Annotated in this window: 15 protein-coding genes and 1 pseudogene; 12 read left to right on the top strand and 4 right to left on the bottom strand. The window is 70.9% G+C overall.

Translation table 11 applies throughout. The features are described from left to right. From OO52_RS28395 to OO52_RS28420, 6 genes and pseudogenes are all read left to right on the top strand, one after another. A pseudogene (locus tag OO52_RS28395) lies at positions 1-372 on the top strand (phosphocholine cytidylyltransferase family protein); the annotation flags it as partial. Further along, the gene (locus tag OO52_RS28400) at positions 360-1,421 is read left to right on the top strand and encodes an iron-containing alcohol dehydrogenase family protein (protein WP_030653877.1); all 1,062 of its coding nucleotides are present in this window, start codon (positions 360-362) and stop codon (positions 1,419-1,421) included. The pseudogene OO52_RS28395 and the gene OO52_RS28400, both read left to right, overlap by 13 nt. A gap of 188 nt (positions 1,422-1,609) precedes the next feature. Continuing rightward, complete coding sequence (gene rplU, locus OO52_RS28405; RefSeq protein ID WP_030653874.1) at positions 1,610-1,930, top strand: 50S ribosomal protein L21; 321 nt, start codon at positions 1,610-1,612, stop codon at positions 1,928-1,930. Between the two features lie 14 nt (positions 1,931-1,944). After that, positions 1,945-2,199, top strand: a complete 255-nt coding sequence (gene rpmA, locus OO52_RS28410) for a 50S ribosomal protein L27 (RefSeq protein ID WP_023550764.1) — start codon at positions 1,945-1,947, stop codon at positions 2,197-2,199. A gap of 122 nt (positions 2,200-2,321) precedes the next feature. Then, complete coding sequence (gene obgE / locus OO52_RS28415) at positions 2,322-3,767, top strand: GTPase ObgE (protein WP_030653871.1); 1,446 nt, start codon at positions 2,322-2,324, stop codon at positions 3,765-3,767. Between the two features lie 224 nt (positions 3,768-3,991). Next, complete coding sequence (locus tag OO52_RS28420; RefSeq protein WP_234337892.1) at positions 3,992-5,080, top strand: glycosyltransferase family 2 protein; 1,089 nt, start codon at positions 3,992-3,994, stop codon at positions 5,078-5,080. 79 nt (positions 5,081-5,159) lie between these two features. Here the strand turns inward: OO52_RS28420 and OO52_RS28425 are convergent, their stop codons facing one another. Beyond that, positions 5,160-8,723: a bifunctional glycosyltransferase/CDP-glycerol:glycerophosphate glycerophosphotransferase gene (locus OO52_RS28425; RefSeq protein WP_030653865.1), complete on the bottom strand. Its 3,564-nt coding sequence runs from the start codon at positions 8,721-8,723 to the stop codon at positions 5,160-5,162. A 24-nt stretch (positions 8,724-8,747) separates the two neighbouring features. Further along, the gene (locus tag OO52_RS28430) at positions 8,748-10,979 is read right to left on the bottom strand and encodes a bifunctional glycosyltransferase/CDP-glycerol:glycerophosphate glycerophosphotransferase (protein WP_030653862.1); all 2,232 of its coding nucleotides are present in this window, start codon (positions 10,977-10,979) and stop codon (positions 8,748-8,750) included. 334 nt (positions 10,980-11,313) lie between these two features. Here OO52_RS28430 and galE point away from each other — a divergent pair, with 334 nt between their 5' ends. Then, positions 11,314-12,285, top strand: a complete 972-nt coding sequence (galE, locus tag OO52_RS28435; protein WP_030653859.1) for a UDP-glucose 4-epimerase GalE — start codon at positions 11,314-11,316, stop codon at positions 12,283-12,285. A gap of 94 nt (positions 12,286-12,379) precedes the next feature. Here galE and OO52_RS28440 read toward each other — a convergent pair whose 3' ends face one another. Then, positions 12,380-13,108: a hypothetical protein gene (locus OO52_RS28440; RefSeq protein ID WP_234339812.1), complete on the bottom strand. Its 729-nt coding sequence runs from the start codon at positions 13,106-13,108 to the stop codon at positions 12,380-12,382. Positions 13,109-13,512: 404 nt separating this feature from the next. On the opposite strand from OO52_RS28440, the gene proB reads away from it, so the two are divergent. The 5 genes from proB (at position 13,513) to OO52_RS28465 (ending at position 18,641) form a co-directional block, all read left to right on the top strand. Continuing rightward, positions 13,513-14,619: a glutamate 5-kinase gene (gene proB, locus OO52_RS28445; protein ID WP_030653853.1), complete on the top strand. Its 1,107-nt coding sequence runs from the start codon at positions 13,513-13,515 to the stop codon at positions 14,617-14,619. Positions 14,620-14,815: 196 nt separating this feature from the next. Further along, entirely contained in the window at positions 14,816-15,241 is a 426-nt protein-coding gene (locus OO52_RS28450; RefSeq protein WP_030653847.1) for a hypothetical protein, read from the top strand. Positions 15,242-15,483: 242 nt separating this feature from the next. Further along, positions 15,484-16,770 (top strand): glutamate-5-semialdehyde dehydrogenase, encoded by a 1,287-nt coding sequence (locus tag OO52_RS28455; RefSeq protein WP_030653844.1) that lies wholly within the window; start codon positions 15,484-15,486, stop codon positions 16,768-16,770. Positions 16,771-16,885: 115 nt separating this feature from the next. Then, on the top strand, positions 16,886-17,482 hold the full coding sequence (locus OO52_RS28460) for a hypothetical protein (protein ID WP_196943548.1): 597 nt from the start codon (positions 16,886-16,888) through the stop codon (positions 17,480-17,482). A gap of 88 nt (positions 17,483-17,570) precedes the next feature. Then, positions 17,571-18,641: a hypothetical protein gene (locus OO52_RS28465; protein ID WP_030653840.1), complete on the top strand. Its 1,071-nt coding sequence runs from the start codon at positions 17,571-17,573 to the stop codon at positions 18,639-18,641. Between the two features lie 78 nt (positions 18,642-18,719). On the opposite strand, the gene OO52_RS28470 is transcribed toward OO52_RS28465, so the two are convergent. Then, a complete protein-coding gene (locus OO52_RS28470) occupies positions 18,720-19,808 on the bottom strand; it encodes a M48 family metallopeptidase (protein ID WP_030653838.1) in 1,089 nt (362 codons plus the stop codon). Positions 19,809-19,865 lie beyond the last annotated feature (57 nt).

Raw genomic sequence — 19,865 nt, forward strand, 5'->3', positions numbered from 1 at the left:
GCCGCGCGCGGCGACGGCAAGAAGATCATCCTCGCCCTGGACACGGTGAAGAACCTGGCCGACGAGGAGATGAAGGTCGTCGTGGACCCCGAGAAGGGCGTCCGGCGGATCACCAAGCTGATGGACCCGGCGGAGGCGACCGGCGAGTACATCGGCGTCACCCTGATCGAGGGCGACGCGGCCGAGGAGCTGGCCGACGCGCTGCGGACGACGTTCGAGCGTGACCCGCAGCTCTACTACGAGGACGGCTACCAGGAGCTGGTCGACCGCGGCTTCAAGGTCGACGTGGCGCCGATCGGCGACGTCAGCTGGGTCGAGATCGACAACCACGACGACCTCGCGCGCGGACGGGTGATCGCGTGCCAGTACTGACCCGGCTCATCCCCTCGCCGGTCGTGGTGGACATCCGCGCGGGTGCCCTCGACGACCTGGCGAGTGTTCTCGCCGATCAGCGGATCTCGCACTCCGGGCGGCTCGCCGTCGCCGTCAGCGGTGGCTCCGGCGCCCGGCTGCGCGAGCGCCTCGCGCCCTCGCTGCCCGGAGCGGTCTGGTACGAGGTGGGCGGCGGCACCCTGGACGACGCGGTCCGGCTGGCCGACGAGATGAAGTCGGGTCACTACGACGCGGTGGTGGGCCTCGGCGGCGGCAAGGTCATCGACTGCGCGAAGTACACCGCGGCGCGCGTCGGTCTGCCCATGGTCGCCGTCGCCACCAACCTCTCCCACGACGGCATCTGCTCGCCGGTCTCCATCCTGGACAACGACGCGGGCCGTGGCTCGTACGGCGTACCGACCCCCATCGCCCTGCTCATCGATCTGGACGTGATCCGCGAGGCGCCGATGCGGTTCGTGCGGTCCGGCATCGGCGATGCCCTATCCAACATCTCCGCGGTCGCGGACTGGGAGCTGGCCAACCGCGTCAACGGGGAGAAGATCGACGGCCTGGCCGCCGCCATGGCACGCCAGGCGGGCGAGGCCGTGCTGCGGCACCCGGGCGGATGCGGCGAGGACGAGTTCCTGACCGTGCTGTCCGAGGGGCTGGTGCTGTCGGGCATCGCCATGTCGATCGCCGGGCACACCCGCCCGTCCTCCGGCGCCTGCCACGAGATCAGCCACGCGCTCGACCTGCTCTACCCCAAGCGGGCGGCGAGCCATGGCGAGCAGGTGGGGCTGGGCGCCGCCTTCGCCATGCACCTGCGGGGCGACACCGAGCGTGCCCTGCTGATGGCCGAGTCGCTCCGCCGGCACGGGCTGCCGGTGGTGGCGGAGGAGATCGGGTTCAGTGACGACGAGTTCGTCCGCGCGGTGGAGTTCGCGCCGCAGACCCGGCCCGGCCGCTACACGATCCTGGAGCACCTGGAGCTGTCCCCGGAGGGCATCGGGAAGGCGTACGCCGCCTACGTGGCCGCGGTCGCCGGCTGAGCCCGGGCCCGGTTTGACCCCTACGGTCCGGGCCCGTAACCTTGACCGTCGGCGTGTCCACTGAACACGCCACATCCCCGTAAACCTCTTCCTCCCGGGCACACGGTTGGCCGGGAGAGGTCGTTCGTGGTTTTCCCGGGCGACTGGCCTGCGGGGGTGCCGTTTCTTCGAGCGAAAGTGAGATCCGCGTGTACGCCATCGTGCGCAGCGGTGGTCGCCAGCACAAGGTTGCTGTCGGCGACATCGTTGAGGTTGACAAGATTTCCACTGCCAAGGTTGGCGACACGGTCGAGCTCTCGACCCTGCTCGTTGTCGACGGCGACTCCGTGACCAGCGACCCGTGGGTGCTGGCCGGCATCAAGGTCCAGGCCGAGGTCGTGGACCACCACAAGGGCCAGAAGATCGACATTCTGCGCTACAAGAACAAGACCGGCTACCGCCGTCGGCAGGGCCACCGCCAGCAGTACACGGCGATCAAGGTCACGTCGATCCCCGCGGCTGCGAAGTAAGGGACTGAGGAGAAATGGCACACAAGAAGGGCGCATCGTCCACTCGGAACGGTCGCGACTCCAATGCCCAGCGGCTCGGCGTGAAGCGCTTCGGCGGTCAGGTCGTGAACGCGGGTGAGATCCTGGTCCGCCAGCGCGGCACCCACTTCCACCCCGGCGCCGGTGTCGGCCGTGGCGGCGACGACACGCTGTTCGCGCTGCAGGCCGGTGCGGTGGAGTTCGGTACCCACCGTGGCCGCAAGGTCGTGAACATCGTTCCGGTCGCCTGAATCGACTGATTCAGCACCGAACGCTTTCGCGAGGCGGACCTCACTTCCCGGGCGGGAAGGCGGGTCCGCCTTTCGCGTGTTAACAACAGGTAGAACCGTCGGCATTCTGGAGGCACCCCACCATGACCACCTTCGTGGACCGCGTCGAACTGCACGTCGCCGCGGGTAACGGAGGCCACGGCTGTGCCTCCGTCCACCGTGAGAAGTTCAAGCCGCTCGGCGGCCCCGACGGCGGCAACGGCGGCCGGGGCGGTGACGTCATCCTGACCGTCGACCAGTCGGTCACGACGCTGCTCGACTACCACCACTCCCCGCACCGCAAGGCCACCAACGGCAAGCCCGGCGAGGGCGGCAACCGCTCCGGCAAGGACGGCCAGGACCTGGTCCTGCCCGTGCCGGACGGCACGGTCGTCCTGGACAAGGCGGGCAACGTCCTCGCCGACCTGGTCGGCCACGGCACCTCGTACATCGCCGCGCAGGGCGGCCGGGGCGGCCTCGGCAACGCGGCGCTTGCCTCCGCCCGCCGCAAGGCGCCCGGCTTCGCGCTGCTCGGCGAGCCCGGTGACCTCCAGGACATCGTCCTGGAGCTGAAGACCGTCGCGGACGTGGCCCTCGTCGGCTATCCGAGCGCCGGCAAGTCCTCGCTGATCTCCGTGCTGAGCGCGGCCAAGCCGAAGATCGCGGACTACCCGTTCACCACGCTGGTCCCGAACCTGGGTGTGGTGACCGCCGGTTCCACCGTGTACACCATCGCCGACGTGCCCGGTCTCATCCCCGGCGCCAGCCAGGGCCGCGGCCTGGGCCTGGAGTTCCTGCGGCACGTGGAGCGGTGCAGCGTGCTGGTGCACGTGCTGGACACCGCGACCCTGGAGTCTGACCGTGACCCCGCCTCCGACCTCGACGTCATCGAGGAGGAGCTGCGCCAGTACGGCGGCCTGGGCGACCGGCCCCGCATCGTCGTCCTGAACAAGGTGGACGTGCCGGACGGCAAGGACCTCGCCGAGATGGTCCGCCCCGACCTGGAGGCCCGCGGCTACCGCGTCTTCGAGGTGTCGGCGGTGGCGCACATCGGGCTGCGCGAGCTGACCTTCGCCCTCGGCGAGCTGGTCGCCGGCGCGCGTGCCGCCAAGCCGAAGGAGGAGGCGACCCGGATCGTCATCCGGCCCAAGGCCGTGGACGACGCGGGCTTCACCGTCACCCGTGAGGAGATCGGGGGAGAGCCGCTGTTCCGGGTGCGCGGCGAGAAGCCCGAACGCTGGGTCCGCCAGACCGACTTCAACAACGACGAGGCCGTCGGCTACCTCGCCGACCGGCTCAACCGCCTCGGTGTGGAAGAGGAGTTGATGAAGGCGGGCGCCCGCGCGGGTGACGGCGTCGCCATCGGTCCGGAGGAGAACGCGGTCGTCTTCGACTGGGAGCCGACGGCCATGGCGGGCGCGGAGATGCTCGGCCGCCGCGGTGAGGACCACCGCTTCGACGCGCCGCGGCCCGCGGCACAGCGCCGCAGGGACCGGCAGGCCGAACGGGACGACCCGGAGCGGGAGTTCAACGACTTCGAGCCCTTCTAGGCGAGCCGTTTCGGGCGCGAACGCGTGGTGCTTGGGCTGTTACAGCACCTTTACACAACTTCGCGTTGATCGTCGTACGGGTGACATCGAGCCGACGCGTGGCGGGCGCTACGGTGACATGACCGGTGCGGATGGGGGGCGTTCGACCGGCGCTTCCCTCCGCTTGCATGTCGTGTTCCGTGGGGGGAAGACATATGGGCTCCGCGCCCGCCAACCGTCCTGTCGTGTCCGTGATCATTCCCGTCTACAACGCTGTCGATCATCTGCCGGAGTGCTTGCAGTCGATCGCCGGTCAGTCGATCGGGTTCGAGCAGATCGAGATCGTCGCAGTGGACGACGGCTCCACCGACGGCAGCGGCGAGCTGCTCGACACCTGGGCCGAGCGGCATCCCGGCCGGGTCCGGGTGGTGCACCAGGAGAATTCCGGGGCACCGGGCGGCCCCCGCAACCGGGCCATCCAGATGGCCAAGGGCGAGTTCCTGTTCTTCGCCGACCCCGACGACTACCTGGGCACCGAGGCGCTGGAACGCATGGTCGCCGCCGCCGGGCGCAACGACTCCGACGTGGTGCTGGGGAAGATCAAGGGGGTGGGGCGCAAGGCCCCGGTCACCCCGTTCCGGAAGAACGTCGACGGGGGTGACATCTTCACCTCCAAGGGCGTCTGGTCCCTCACCGCGCACAAGCTGTTCCGCCGCTCGCTGGTCGAGGAGCACGGACTGCGGTTCGCGGAGGGCATCCGGCTGGCCGAGGAACAGGTCTTCGTCGTGCCCGCCTACCTGCACGCGCGGTCGATCTCCGTCGTGTCCGACTACGACTGCTACTACCTGGTCCGCCGCGACGACTTCCCGCACCTGACCCAGGAAGTCCCGGACCCCGCCCCCTTCTACGCGAACGTGCGTGACGTACTGAGCGTCGTGGCCGCGCACGTCCCGCCCGGTGGCCGGCGCAACAAGCTGCTGTACCGCTGGCTCACCCTGGAGATCCTCGGCCGCTTCGACGGGCGTTTCGCCGACCTGCCCGAGGAGACCCGCGTCCTGCACGTGAAGCTGGCGGGGGACCTGCTGCGCGCGTACATGCCGCAGACGCTCGTGGACCAGTTGCCGCCGCTGTCCCGGCTGCGCTGCCTGCTGATCTCCCAGGGGCTCGTCGAGGAACTCACCGCCCTCACCACGCTGGTCCCCAGGCCGGAGCCGCAGCCCGCGACCGCCGCCGGACCGGCGCGGCCGGCGCCTTCACGGAGCCGGCGGCTCGGCCGGTACGCACCCGCTCGCGTGCTCAAGGCGCTCAAGAGGCGTCTGCGCCCGGGACGTTGACCGGCCGCCGTCCTCCCGACGGCACAAGGGCGGGGCCCGGAGGACGATCCTCCGGGCCCCGCCCTTCTCGTGTGCTCGCTCAGAGCTCCTTGGCCTGCTCCAGCATCCGGTCCACGACCCGCGCCGAGGCGTGGCCGTCGTCCAGGTCGCAGAACAGGTGGTGGAAGCGGTCGAAGCGGTCCTGGTACTCGGCGGACACCGTGTCGATGTCCAGGAGCGCGTCGACCAGCTCCTTCGAGGTGAAGACCAGCGGGCCGGGCGAGTCCTGCTCGAAGTCGAAGTAGAAGCCGCGCAGGGTGTCCCGGTAGTGCTCCAGGTCGTAGGTGAAGAAGAGCATCGGCCGCTTCAGGTGGGCGTAGTCGAACATGACCGACGAGTAGTCCGTGATCATGATGTCGGCCGCCAGGTACAGCTCGGCGATGTCCGGGTACTCCGACACGTCCCACACGAAGCCGTTGCCGGCGCCCGGCACCAGGTCCACCACGTTGGAGTGGCGGCGGATCAGCAGGACGTGGTCGTCACCCAGCCGCCGCTGCGCGTCCTCGATGTCGATGCGCAGGTCGAACCGGAACTGGCCCTGGCTGTGCGCCTGGTCGTCCCGCCAGGTCGGCGCGTACAGCACGACCTTCTTGCCCTTCGGCAGGCCGAGCTGCTTCTTCACCCGCTCCGCGATGGCGTCCTTGTCCGGCGAGTACAGGTAGTCGTTGCGCGGGTAGCCCGCCTCCAGGATCTCCCCGTCGTAGGAGAACGCGCGCTTCAGGATCGGCGTGCTGAACCGGTTGGAGGACACCACCAGGCTCCACTGCTTCGCCTCCAGCGCCAGCTTCTCCTGGTAGCGGCGGTCGAAGTGCAGCGTGTCGATGTCGTGGCCGATCTTCTTCAGCATCGTGCCGTGCCAGGTCTGGACGACGACCTGGCCGGGGCGCCGCTCGATCCAGAACGGCAGGTGGCCGTTGGTGACGATGTAGCGGCTGGAGGCCAGCGCCTCGAACCACTCGCGGCCCCACATGCGGACGGGCTCCACGCCCTCCGGCAGGAGGACCTGGCCGTCGCGCACGGCCCACAGGTGCTTCAGCTCCGAGCCACGGGCGACCAGCTCCTCGTACATCGCCTTCGGGCTGTCGGAGAACTGCTTGCCGTTGTAGCTGAGGTAGAAGACCTGGTCCTTCAGGGGCTGCTGGCGCAGCGGCTCGTACACCGTCTCGCGGAGCTGCCGCTGGCGGTACGGGCCGCGCTCCAGGTCGTCCAGCTCCGAACGGCAGTTGAGCTGGGGGAAGTCGGCCCAGCGGTTCTCCAGCCAGTAGCGGCGGCCGCCCAGTTCGGCACGGAGCGGGAACTGCGCCGACGCGAGGCGGTCGGTGACGAAGGGCACGTCGGGACCCTGACCGTCGGCCGGGCGCAGGAAGAGGTTCCAGCGGCCCGCGCGCAGCGGCACGTTGCCGTCGCCACCGAGCGTGGAGGGGTCGAAGGCGACCTCGAAACGGCCGTCCTCGAACCAGCGCGGCTCCACGAAGCGCTCCTCGAACCGGGCCCGGGGCTTGAGCAGCAGCCGGGAGCCGGTGAGCCGGGCGTCGGTGCGCGCGGTGATGACGATCCGGCCGTCCTCCAGGGCGACCCGGTCGATCACGGCCCGCCGGGTGCGGCCGGCCAGCTTGAGGTACCCGTTGTGCCCGCCGATCACGGCCAGTTCGCCCTGGTCGGCGTGTTCACCCAGCGAGGCGGGCAGGTCGTAGCGCCCGTCGGCCAGGCCCTCCTGGAGGACCGTGCTGAACTGGCGCTCGGTGCCCTTGGGGTCGGTGGCCACCAGCACGGTGGACCAGATGCGCTTCTCGGGCCGGGTCAGGGCGTCGACACCCTCGTTGAAGACCAGCGCCACGTCGGCCACCGGGATGTCGACCGAGAACCGGCGCGCGCCGCCTTCCTCGGTCACCTCGACCGGGTACTCGTGGACCTCGGCGCCCTTCTGGTTCTTCACCCGCAGCGCCACCCGCTCGCCGGCGTGCAGCGGGACCCGGATGTCGCCGGTCACCCGCAGCCGGTCGCCCTCCATGGTCCAGCCGGTGATCAGCGCGCGGACCTTCTCGATGCGCAGCTTGAGGGCGCCGCGCTCGACCGACGGCAGCATCCGGAAGTCGGAGTCCAGCCAGCGGTACGGCGGGAAGTTGCAGGCGGCACCGCCGCTGGACTGCACGGCGCTGCGTCGCACCAGGCCGGAGGCGTACAGGCCCAGGCCCACGTGCCACAGACCCTCCTGCCACTCACCGCCCTTGCGCAGCTTCGCCGGGTCGATGGTCACTTCCCAGCCGGCCCAGTCGTAGTTGTAGCGCTCCTGGCCGGAGTCGGTGGTCGCCTCGGGCCGCTCCACGTTCCGGGCGGGCAGCACCATGCGCCGGCGGGACTTGTCCTTGCGCAGTTGCAGGACCTTGACGGACGAGCGCTTCGAGGGCAGGTCGATCTTGTCGATCCAGGCGTGCCCGGCCAGCACCAGTTTGCCCTCGGACCAGCTGACGTCCTTCAGCGGGGCGCGCATGCGCAGGTCCGGGTCGATGCGCAGGGCCTTGCGCGGGACGTCCAGCTCGGCGTCGGCCAGGGCCGGGAAGGAGGCGTACTTGCGGACCAGACCGCTGACCTCGATGGGCTCCTTGCGCCGCTGCGAGGCCAGCAGGGTGATCAGCTCGTCGAGCTGGTGCTTGCGGACCAGCAGCCACTGCACCCGCAGGTGCGTCGGCAGGGCCATGACGACCTTGGGGTCGATGTGGTCCAGGAAGCGGTTGGCCGACCGCAGGAACTCGTCGCGGTACTCCTCGTCGCCGTCGGGCACCACGTTGAGGAACAGCCGGAGGTCGTCCGTGAGCACGCGGGCGTCGTACTCCTGCTTGAGGCGCGCGAAGGTCTCGCCGCGCTGCCTGCTCAGGAAGTCGCTGATCTCCAGGACCGAGGTGACGCGGTCGCTCACGGCGCCCGGGTCGGTGCGGCGCTGCGTGATCGAGGGGGCGGACTCGCCCTCGCGCAGCCGCCAGTAGTAGCAGGGCTCGGAGATCACGTCGACGGCGTCGGCGAGGTAGTGGGCCCGCATGGTGACGGGGATGTCCTCGTACAGGCGGGCCTCGGGGAAGGCGAAGCCGTGCTTCTCCCAGAACGTCCGGCGGAACACCTTGTTGCAGGCTATTCGGTCGGCGACGAGCTTGCCGTACTCGGCGATGTGGGTGCGCTGGCGTGCCTCGCCCGCGAGCATCCGCATCAGCGGGACCTGCCAGGTCTTCTCGCCCCTGAGGTGGAACACGTTGCCGGTGGCGAAGGCGGAACCGGTCTCGTCGAGGCTGCCGACCATCAGACGGTAGGCGTCCGGCGGGATGAGGTCGTCGCTGTCGACGAACGTCAGGAACTCCGCCTCGGGGGACATGTGGGCGACACCGGTGTTGCGGGCGGCCCCCAGTCCTCCGTTCTCCTTGCGGATCAGCCGGAACCGCGGGTCACGCTCCGCGTAGGACGCGGCTATCGCCGCCGAGTTGTCGGGTGAACCGTCGTCCACCATGAGGACCTCGAAGTCCTCGAACGTCTGCGCCGCCAGCGAGTCGAGACAGGCCGGCAGATAGTGCTCGACGTCGTACATGGGGACGATGACACTGAGCCGAGGGGCCATGCTTGTCGATCTCCTTCTCGGGGGTCAGGCCCGCTCGACGGCTGCGAGCGCCTGGGCGGGGGCCGGTGCGTGGGAACGCTCTGCGAACGGCACGAAGGGAAGCGGCTCCGTCTCGCCGAGGAAGACGCGGCGCACCACACGTTCGGCGGCACGTCCGTCGTCGAACTCGCAGAACCGACGGCGGAAGGCGTCGCGGCGCGCGGCCGCTTCCTCCCCGCGGTACTCGTCCGATCCGAGCAGGTGGATCAGTTCGGCCTGCGAGGTGGCCACCGCGCCCGGCGACTCCTGGAGCAGGTTGAAGTAGGTGCCGCGCACGGCGGAGTAGATGTCCCAGTCGGGCGCGTAGATGATGATCGGCCGGTCCAGGACTGCGTAGTCGAACATCGCGGAGGAGTAGTCCGTGATCAGCGCGTCGGCCGCGAGGTACAGCTCCTCCACCCGGGGGTGCCCCGACACGTCGACGATCCGCCCGCTGCGGCGCAGCTCGGCCACGTGGGCCGAGCCGCCGTAGAAGTAGTGGCCGCGCACCAGCACGGTCACGTCCGGTCCCAGCTCGTCGGCGAGGCGGGCGAGGTCGAGACTCGGCACGAAGCCGGGCTGGTACTCGCGGTGCGTGGGCATGTACAGGAACACCCTGGCGCCGTCGGCGAGCCCCAGTGCCGCGCGGGCCCGGCGGACGTCCTCCGCCGTGCCGTTGACGAGGACGTCGTTGCGGGGGTAGCCGGTCTCCAGCGAGACGTAGGAGCACGGGTAGACCCGCTCCCAGACGGCGGTGGAGAAGCGGTTGGAGCTGACGCTGAAGTCCCAGCGGTCGCAGCGCTCCAGGAGCTTGTCGAAGTCCATGTCCGTCGAGGCGGGGTACTTGCGCTGGTCGAGGCCCATGGTCTTCAGCGGGGTGCCGTGGTGGGTCTGCAGATGGATCTGACCCTCGCGCTTGACCACGCTGTCGGCGAAGTTCACGTTGTTGACCAGGTACTTGGCCCGCGCGAGCGCGGCCCAGTACTCCTTGGAGCCGACCCGGACGTAACTCACGCCCTTGGGCACCCGGTCCACCGCGTCGGGCCGGACCGCCCAGACCCGGCGGACGTGCGGGGCGAGCCGGGCCAGTTCGGCGTCGATGGCGGCCGGGTTGCAGGAGACGCTGCGGCTCCAGTAGGCGGAGAAGAGCGCCAGGTTCTCGTCCAGCGGCAGCCGGAGCTGCGACTGGTAGTAGACGCCCATCGCGCTGCGCTTGGACCGGTTGACGGCCGTACGGGTGCGGGTCCTGACCGCCTTGCGGAGCTTCACGGCGGCGGTGGCACCGGCCATCGCGGCGTACGCGTCCTTCTCCAGCATCGCGTACTTGTGGCCGCGGCCGCCGCCCGGCCGCTGGAAGCCCTCGGGGAGCCGCGCGCGGTAGTCGGCGGAGGCGCGGTGGAAGAACTCCGCCCGCGCGTCGGCCGGCAGCCGGTCGGGCCGGTCCAGGATGGTCAGGAAGTGGTCGACCATCTTGCGGAACAGCGGTGCGCGCCACTGCGCGAACTGGGGGTGGGCGTCGACGTAGTCGAAGACCCGGCGGTACTGGTCGAAGACGTCGAAGTGCTTGCGGCTGACCGTCTTCAGGATGTTGCCGCCCTCGCGGCGCTGGCGGTACATCACGCAGACCCGGTTCAGCACCGCGATGCGCTCGGCACTGATCATGGAGCAGAACGTCCAGGGGGCGTCCTCGTAGTAGCCGGGCGGGAAGGTCAGTTCGTGACGGAGGACGAAGTCCCGGCGGTAGGCCTTGTTCCAGACGATCTGCAGCAGGTCCAGCAGCTGCGGCCGTTCGGCGAGAGGGAAGGCCTCCGGACCGTCGGGCTGGAGCAGCTCGGCGCGCTGGTTGGGGCGGACCCGGCCGTCCCAGTAGCTGCGGGCGTAGTCGTAGACGAGGATCTCGGGGTCCCCGGCGGCTTCCAGCCGCTCGGCTATCGCGCGCAGCGCGCCCTCGGTCAAAGTGTCGTCACTGTCCAGGAAGAGTACGTAATCGCCCTGAACCTTCTCCATGCCCGCATTGCGCGCACGCCCCAGACCCACGTTTTCCGTGAGGTGAATCACGTGAATGCGCGCGTCCCGCTCCGCGTATTCATCGAGAATGGCGCCCGAGCCGTCCGGTGAGCAGTCGTCGACCGCGATGACCTCGAAGTCCGTGTAGTCCTGCCCGAGCACCGAGTCCAGGCACTCGGTGAGGTAGCCCTGCACCTTGTAGACAGGGATGACGAGAGAGAGTCTGGGCATCCTTACAACCTGTTCCGAGACTGATCACGAGAGCGTGGGCCGAGGCCAGAGCACGCTCCGCCCGCCGGCGGCGCAGCGCGCCGTCGCATCAGAGTAAAGGATTCACTTGATGTTTCCGTGAGCAAGGTAGCGGGGCGGTCGGGGCGCGGAACAGCCGCGGAGGCCGGACCTTTACTTGCTCGGGACATTGTCCCATCCGGACCGGTGGGCGAACTCCACCCCGCGTCACCTCACCGGGTTTTTTGCCGTAGTTGTCCGAAATTACCCGACTCGATTTTCCGTAGTCCATGAACGAGTCTGCTCTCCTACCGACACAGACCGAGGAGGCACGGGAATGAGCTGGCTGGTCACGGGCGGCGCCGGGTACATCGGTGCGCATGTGGTGCGCGCCATGACGGAGAACGGCGAGCACGTGGTCGTCTACGACGACCTGTCGACCGGCAGTGCCGACCGGGTGCCCGGCGATGTCCCGCTGGTCGTGGGCAGCGTGCTGGACCAGGCCCTCCTGGAGCGGACGATTCGTGACCATGCCGTGACCGGTGTGGTGCACATCGCCGCCAAGAAGCAGGTGGGGGAGTCGGTGGAGCGCCCTCTCCACTACTACCGCGAGAACGTCACCGGTCTGCAGACGCTGCTGGAGGCGATGGCGGCCACCGGTGTCGGCCGGATCGTCTTCTCCTCGTCCGCCGCCGTCTACGGCATGCCGGACGTCGACCTCGTGACCGAGGACACCCCCTGCGTCCCCATGAGCCCGTACGGCGAGACGAAGCTGGTCGGCGAGTGGCTGATCGCCGCGGCGGCCAAGGCCCACGGCATCCGGGCCGTGTCCCTGCGGTACTTCAACGTGGCCGGTGCCGCCGCCCCGGAGCTGTCCGACGCGGGTGTCTTCAACCTCATCCCCATGGTGTTCGAGCGGCTGGAGGCCGGCGAGGCACCGCGGATCTTCGGCGACGACTACGCCACCCCGGACGGCACCTGCGTACGTGACTACATTCACGTCCAGGACATCGCCTCCGCCCACCAGGCGGCCGCGGCACGGCTGCGGGACGCCCCGGAGGGGACCTCGCTCGTCCTCAACATCGGCCGGGGCGAGGGCAGCTCGGTCCGGGAGATGGTGGACCGCATCCTGAAGGTGACCGGCAACGAGCGGCTGACGCCCGAGGTGACCGACCGCCGCCCCGGGGACCCGGCGCGGGTGGTCGCCTCCGCGGACCGCATCCACGCGGAACTGGGCTGGACCGCCCGTCTCGGCCTGGACGACATGATCGAGTCCGCGTGGCTGGGGTGGCGCCACCGGCACGCCTGACCGGCCCGCCGCGGAGGCGGGCGCCGGCCGCGGCCCGGCTCTCGCCGGCTCACTCCTCGCCCAGGGCGCGGGCCGACCGCGCCCTGATGCCCCCTCAGGCCTTCAGCTCGGCCTTGTCGCCCATCACCACGACGGGGTGCAGCCGGGGATCGAGGGTGCGCAGCAGGTACCGCATCGACGACTCGGACTGGCTCACGCACGCCGAAGTGCCGCTGCCGTGGTCCATGTGCAGCCAGATGCTGCCGCCCTTCGACTGGCCCTGCGGCCGGGTCGGGTCGTTGGGCGAGGTGCCCTTGACGCGGTTGTAGTCGATGGCTATGACGTAGTCGAAGTCGTGCCAGTACGCCTTCTTCCAGTAGTGGGGCGCCTGGAAGGACGCGGACCGGGTGTACGGCAGCTTCGTCCCCGGGGCGGCGAGGACGCCGCCCGCGTCGCTGAGCGTGAACACGCCCACGGGGCTGCGCAGATCGCCCTCGTGGTGGTCCGTCGTCCAGCCCTTCCGCCCGTTGTGCGCGGCCCAGGAGCGTTCCTGCTTCCAGACGGCGCCGTGCTTGGTGAAGAGGGCGACGGTCGAGTCGGGGGAGTTCTTCCCCGCGCCGTACACCGCGACCACCTGACGGGAGCCGGCCGGCACCTGCCCCCACAGCCGGTCCCCGATGCCGGGTACGCGCTTGAAGGCAGTCTTCCGCGGCTGCGTGTCGTCGGACCGGTCCCGTGGGGCGGCACTTTCGTGGTTCGAAGTACCGCACGCCGCCACCGACATCACCAGCAGCCCGCCGAGGACCCCGCCCGACGCCGCCCGTGTCCAACCTCTTCTCCGCATGGGGTCCATGGTCGCAGACCGCCGCGAACGTGGCCGTACCGCCCTGGAGGTCCCCGAGGTGAAACCGCCGCCCAGGCACACCACTTGGGGCTCGCCGGGACGAGACCCGGACGAGGGTGTTGCCGTCCGGTGACACGGAGCCGTCCTTGCCGTACCGCGAGCCGCCCTGCTGGGGCGGAGGTGGCCGCCGCAGCGGGCGAGGCCCTGGAAGGCGGCCGGGACACCCTGAGGACGACGGTCCCGGCCCGGCGGACGCCCGCGGGTCCCGGCGCGGGACTGTCCGGCGGTTGAGCGGCGCGGGCACGCCACACCCGGCTTCCCGTAGATTGAGGACGCCGGGAAGCACGGTGCCGGAACGTGCACGTGAAGGAGACGGACCGCAGGTGGCAAGGGCAAGGCAGGCCGTGGGCGAGGCCCGCAGGATCGTCGTCAAGGTGGGCTCCTCCTCGCTGACCACCGCCGCGGGCGGCCTGGACGCCGACCGCGTCGACGCGCTGGTGGACGTCCTCGCCAAGATCCGCAGCGGCGGCGAGAAGGAGATCGTGCTGGTCTCCTCCGGCGCCATCGCCGCCGGCCTCGCCCCGCTCGGTCTGCGCCGCCGCCCCAAGGACCTCGCGCGCCAGCAGGCCGCCGCCAGCGTCGGCCAGGGCCTGCTCGTCGCCCGCTACACCGCCTCCTTCGCCCGCTACGGCGTCCGCGTCGGCCAAGTCCTGCTCACCAGCGACGACATGAGCCGCCGCGCCCATCACCGCAACGCCTCCCGCACCCTCGACCAGCTGCTCGCGATGGGTGCCTTCCCGATCGTCAACGAGAACGACACCGTCGCCACCGACGAGATCCGCTTCGGCGACAACGACCGCCTCGCCGCCCTCGTCGCCCACCTCGTCCACGCCGACCTGCTGGTCCTCCTCTCCGACGTCGACGGCGTCTACGACGGCGACCCCAGCCGGCCCGGCACCTCCCGGATCGCGGAGGTGAAGGGCCCGGAGGACCTCGCCGGCGTCGAGATCGGCAGCGCGGGCAAGGCCGGCGTCGGCACCGGCGGGATGGTCACCAAGGTGGAGGCCGCCCGGATCGCCGCCGCCGCCGGCATCCCGGTGGTCCTGACCAGCGCCGTCCACGCGGCCGAGGCCCTGGCCGGCGGCGACACCGGCACCTACTTCCACCCCACCGGCAAGCGCTCCGCCGAACGGCTCCTGTGGCTCCAGCACGCCTCCACCCCGCAGGGCGCCCTGATCCTGGACGACGGCGCGGTGGACGCGGTCGTCAAGCGGCGCACGTCGCTGCTGCCCGCCGGGATCGCCGCCGTCGAGGGCGAGTTCAGCGCGGGCGACCCCGTCGAGCTGCGGGACACCACGGGCCGCGCGGTGGCCCGGGGACTCGTCAACTTCGACGCCAAGGAGATCCCCCGCCTGATCGGGCGTTCGACCCGCGAGCTGGCACGCGAGCTGGGCCCTGCGTACGAACGCGAGGTCGTACACAGGGACGACCTGGTCCTCCTGCATCCCTGAAGCTTGCGGAACCGCTCGTAAAACGGGGCGTACGGAACGACCCCGGTGGGGGACGTTCCGTAAAACCACCACGCGGAGCCCTGCGGCCTGCTCAACTTTGTCTGGGGGACATGTTGAAGGGACGGGGTTCCGTCAAGGGGCCGAGCGAGCCATACGAGCATGCGAGCCGTGCGAGCCATGCGTGAAGGAGGCCGTCGTGAGACGAGTGCGCCCGGGGGCGGCGTCCCGCGGTGCTCTGACGAGCGTCGCGGCCGGGGACACCTATGAGGAGCCCAAGGACCTGCCCAGGCTGTGGCACGTCACCCTCAGCGTCTCCGGGGAGAAGGTCGCCCTGCCCGAACTGCGGCGGGCCCTGGAACAGCTCGCCCACGACCACCCCTTCCTGCTGACCAGCAGATACGCGACCGACCACGCCGAGATCCGGTACTGGGAAGAGGCCCGCGACCTGCACGACGCCGCCGCCGTGGCACTGCGCCTGTGGGGCGAGCACCGGCAGAGCGCCGGCCTGCCGCCCTGGGAGATCGTCGGCCTGGAGGTCATCGACCGCGAGACCTACCACCACCGCATCGCCGAGGGCTACGGCCCCGCCCCGGCGACACCGGTGGGGGTGCATCCGTTCTGAGCGGGGCGGGGTGAGCCGGGGCCGGTGAACTGGGGCTGGTGATCCGGGGCCGGGTGAGCTGCGGTCGGTGAGCCGGGATCGGCGAGTCGGCGTCGGGCGAGCGGGGGCCGAGCGGGCGCGCTGTGCCGGAGCGAGCGAGCGGGCCGGCCGTCCCCCGGCCGGGGAAGGTTCACCCCTTTTGGGGTGTCTCGGGGTGTGGGACGACCGCTGAACCGCCGCGCCCCTCGCACTACCCTTCCCTCATGACCACGCTCTCGCCGTACGACTCGATGTCCCCGGTCACCCAGGCCGCCTACCGGGCCAAGGCCGCCGCCGCCGACCTCGCGCCGCTCCCGCGCGCCGTGAAGGACGACGCGCTGCTCGCCATCGCCGACGCCCTGGAGGTCCGGACCGCCGAGATCGTCGAGGCCAACGCCAAGGACGTGGCCAAGGCACGGGAGAACGGCACCAGCGAGGCCATCGTCGACCGGCTCACCCTCACCCCGGAGCGGGTCCGCGCCATCGCCTCCGACGTCCGTGACGTCGCGAAGCTGCCCGACCCGGTCGGCGAGGTCGTCCGCGGCTCCACCCTCCCCAACGGCATCGACCTGCGCCAGGTCCGCGTCCCGCTCGGCGTCGTCGGCATCATCTACGAGGCCCGCCCGAACGTCACCGTGGACGCCGCCGCCCTCTGCCTCAAGTCCGGCAACGCCGTCCTGCTGCGTGGCTCGGCCTCCGCCTACGAGTCCAACGCCGCCCTCGTCCGGGTGATCCGCGACGCCGTCGGCGGCGCCGGGCTGCCCGCCGACGCCGTCCAGCTCGTGCCCGGCGAGAGCCGCGACTCCGTCCGCGAGCTGATGCGCGCCCGCGGCCTGGTCGACGTCCTCATCCCGCGCGGCGGCGCCGCCCTGATCCAGACCGTGGTCAACGAGTCCACGGTCCCCGTGATCGAGACCGGCACCGGCAACTGCCACGTCTACGTCGACGCCCAGGCCGACATCGACATGGCCATCGAGATCCTGATCAACTCCAAGGCCCAGCGGGTCAGCGTCTGCAACGCCGCCGAGACCCTCCTGGTCCACCAGGACATCGCCCCCGAGTTCCTGCCGCGCGCCCTGGACGCCCTCGCCGAGGCCGGCGTCACCGTCCACGCCGACGAGCGGGTCATGGCCCACGCCAAGGACTCCAAGGCCACCGTGGTCGAGGCGACCGCCGAGGACTGGGAGACGGAGTACCTGTCCTACGACATCGCCGCGGCCGTGGTGGACTCCCTGGACAAGGCCGTCGAGCACATCCGGCTGTGGACCTCCGGCCACACCGAGGCCATCGTCACCACCTCCCAGCAGGCCGCCCGCCGCTTCACCCAGCTGGTCGACTCCACCACCGTCGCCGTGAACGCCTCCACCCGCTTCACCGACGGCGGCCAGTTCGGCTTCGGCGCCGAGATCGGCATCTCCACGCAGAAGCTGCACGCCCGAGGCCCGATGGGCCTGCCGGAGCTGACCAGCACCAAGTACATCGTCACCGGCGACGGACACGTCCGCCGCTGACGATCACCCGTCCGGCCGCGGGCCCGCTGTCCCGGGCCCCGTCCGCGAACCGTCCCGCGGCCCGGCCGGGAAGGCGTCTCACCAGGCAGACGAATTTCCATACCGTCTGCCCAAATTGACCCCCCAGGTCTACTCTGGATCCGTGCCGGAGGACGTGGGGGGCACGCCGTTCCCTGACGGCTGGGAGCCCGACGACGACCACGACCACGGGGTGTCGGACGAAGAGTTCGCCTCCGTGGTCTTCGACGAGGCCTTCGTGCAGGCAGCCACCTTCCACGAGCCCACCGCGGTGGAGCGCCTTCTGGCCGCCGCCCAGGCCAGGGCCGAGGCCTCCGAGGCGGAGGCCCGCCGCGCCCGCGCCCGCGGCGAGCGCTACGACGACGGCTACGGCCCCGAGGGCGCCGCATTCGGCCAAGATCACGACGACGAGCTGGACGACACCTACGCCCTCGGTGACCGCCACGGCCTCTTCGGCGCCTACGGCAAGCAGGTCCGCTGGCACCGTCCCGTTGCCTGGGTCCTCGCGGTCGTGATGGGCATCGGCATGGTCGCGCTGGCCTTCGCCGCCGTCTACCGGGGAGGCTCCTCGGGCACCCGCGACCGCGTCCCCGCCCCCGCCTCCACAGGCCTGGAACAGGGCAGCGCGTCCGCCCCGGGCTCCGCCACCGACCACTCCCGGCCGGCCGTCTCGGCCATCCCGCCCTCCCCCTGAGCGCCCCGCCCGCGCTTGGTGAGAACCTGTCAGAAGTTGTCGCCCAGCGGGGCGTTTACCCGGGGCTCAGGAGACCTACTCTGAAAGTATGGGCGGGCCTGGAGACCCACCGGAGGGGACACCCGAGGGCGGCCCCGGCGGTGCGGAGGACGAATACCGATCCGTCGTCTTCGACGAGTCGTTCGTCCGCGCTGCCCGCCTCCAGGAGTTCTCCGCCGAGGAGCGGATGGCTGACCACGCCCCCGCCGTCCGCCGCCGCCCGCCCCTGCACCGGGGCCTCACCCGGCAGGCCCTCGTCCTCGTCCTGCTGATCGCCGTCGCCTTCGCCACCGCGATCTACATGGGTGTCCGCCACCCCTACGGCTCCCCGCAGACCCGGCGTCCCGTGGAGTCCCTCAGGACGACCGTCATCCCGCTCGCCCCCCAGGGCAAGGTGCCCGGCGCCACGGACCCCGAGAGGCTCTACGCGCACAGCCCCGCCGCCCCCTACGAGACCGGTGCCGAGGGCATCCCCCTGCCGGCCTCGCGCGCCACGGCCCACTTCTCCGACAGCCAGGTGGTCACCGCCCTCACCACCGCCAAGGACTACATCGTCCGCTCCTCGCTCTACCCCGAGGTGCTCACCGGCCGCGAGGTCCACCCCGCCCGGGCCCTGATCGACTCCGACCAGCTCGACCAGTTCGACCAGAGCTTCGACCACCCGGCGGCGGACGGCCGGCACGCGGCCACCGGGTGGGTGGTCCGCATCGACCCCGCCCGGGCCCAGCTCGCCGACGGCAGGATCCGTGTCTTCGGCAGCCTGAACGCCGCCGAGGCCGACCCGGCGACACTGGAGGTCACCGCCGACCACACCTTCGTCTACGCCCTGCGCCCCACCGGCGCCACCGCCGACACCCCCGCCTCCCTCTTCACGGTCCGCCGCGAGGTGACCTTCCACTTCGACCGTGACGACCTGCGCACCCACCAGGTCCGGCTGGTCACGTCCTACGTCCAGGCGGGCCCCCTCGCCTGCGCCGAGGACGCCTCGGCCTACCTCCGCCCCCTCCTGGCCGGCCAGACGGCCAGGACGGGCGGCCCCGCGGGCACCAATCCCTACGAGACGGACAGCGCCACGGCCCTGTGCGGGACGCTGGCCACCGGGGCCCAGCCGAAGGTGTGAGGGGCGTCGGCCGAGGGCTGAGGGGCGCGTACGGGAGAACGGCGCCGGAGGCTGTGGCTCGCTGCGCCGGCCCGGCGGCTACTCCTCGCCGCCGCCCGGGGTGGCGTCCCCCTTGGCCGGAGGCGGGCTCCGGAAGCCGTCGAAGCCCCTCCGGACCCGGCCGCCCAGGTCGCCCGCGCCGCCCGCGAGGTCCGAGACCAGCTTCATCAGCGGGTCCTTGGAGGTCTTCACATCGCTCGCGTAGCTGGCCGCCGACTCGCGGAAGGAGTCGCCGACGGAGGCGTCCCCGTCCTCGCTGCGCCGTGGGTAGTGGCCGTCCATGATCCGCTGGTAGTCCCGGGACTCGGCCCACTTCTTCAGCTCGGCGGCCCGCACGGTGGTGAACGGGTGTGAGCGGGGCAGCACGTTCAGGATCTTCAGCACCGAGTCGCGCAGGTCGCCCCCGGAGTCGTACTCCTCGGCCTGCTCCAGGAACGCGTCCACGTTCATCTCGTGCAGATGGTTGCCGCCCGCGATCTTCATCAGCCCCCGCATCGAAGCCCGGACGTCCTGGCCCACCAGCAGGCCCGCCCGGTCGGCGGACAGCTCCGACTTGCGGAACCACTCCCGCAGCGCCGTGATGATCGCCATGACCGCCAGGTTGCCCAGCGGGATCCAGGCGACCTTCAGGGCGAGGCTCGTCAGGAACAGCAGGATGGTGCGGTACACCGAGTGCCCGGACAGCGCGTGCCCGACCTCGTGCCCGACGACCGCCCGCATCTCCTCCTCGTCGAGCAGCTCCACCAGCCCCGTGCTGACCACGATGATCGGCTCGTCCAGGCCGATGCACATCGCGGTCGGCTGCGGGTCCTGCGTGACGTACATCGGCGGGACCTTCTGCAGGTCCAGGATGTAACAGGCGTCCAGCAGCATGTCGTGCAGGTGCGAGAACTGCCGCTCGGAGACCCGCACCGAGTCGGACAGGAACAGCAGCCTGAGGCTCCGCTCCGGCAGCAGCCCGCTGAGCGCCTTGAAGACGGTGTCGAACCCGCTCAGCTTGCGCAGCGCGACCAGGGCCGAACGGTCGGCGGGGTGCTCGTACGCGCGCGTGGAGATCCCCGGGAAGCGCCTGCGCTGCCTGCTCGGCACCCGCTCGTGCCCCGTGTGCTGGTGGCCGTCGTCGGACATGTCTTCCCCCATGTGCGTGTGAGTGCCCACTGTGCCCCCGAGGCGGGGCCCAGCCTA

Origin of the sequence: Streptomyces flaveolus, from assembly GCF_000716535.1 — a bacterium.
GTDB classification, from domain to species: domain Bacteria; phylum Actinomycetota; class Actinomycetes; order Streptomycetales; family Streptomycetaceae; genus Streptomyces; species Streptomyces flaveolus_A.

Excerpts from the sequence above, each read along its gene's own strand:
- rpmA (WP_023550764.1), top strand. The coding sequence starts at position 1,945 with ATGGCACACAAGAAGGGCGCATCGTCCACTCGGAACGGTCGCGACTCC.
- obgE (WP_030653871.1), top strand. The coding sequence starts at position 2,322 with ATGACCACCTTCGTGGACCGCGTCGAACTGCACGTCGCCGCGGGTAAC.
- OO52_RS28425 (WP_030653865.1), bottom strand. The coding sequence starts at position 8,723 with ATGGCCCCTCGGCTCAGTGTCATCGTCCCCATGTACGACGTCGAGCAC.
- OO52_RS28430 (WP_030653862.1), bottom strand. The coding sequence starts at position 10,979 with ATGCCCAGACTCTCTCTCGTCATCCCTGTCTACAAGGTGCAGGGCTAC.
- galE (WP_030653859.1), top strand. The coding sequence starts at position 11,314 with ATGAGCTGGCTGGTCACGGGCGGCGCCGGGTACATCGGTGCGCATGTG.
- OO52_RS28440 (WP_234339812.1), bottom strand. The coding sequence starts at position 13,108 with ATGCGGAGAAGAGGTTGGACACGGGCGGCGTCGGGCGGGGTCCTCGGC.
- OO52_RS28455 (WP_030653844.1), top strand. The coding sequence starts at position 15,484 with ATGACCACGCTCTCGCCGTACGACTCGATGTCCCCGGTCACCCAGGCC.
- OO52_RS28465 (WP_030653840.1), top strand. The coding sequence starts at position 17,571 with ATGGGCGGGCCTGGAGACCCACCGGAGGGGACACCCGAGGGCGGCCCC.
- OO52_RS28470 (WP_030653838.1), bottom strand. The coding sequence starts at position 19,808 with ATGTCCGACGACGGCCACCAGCACACGGGGCACGAGCGGGTGCCGAGC.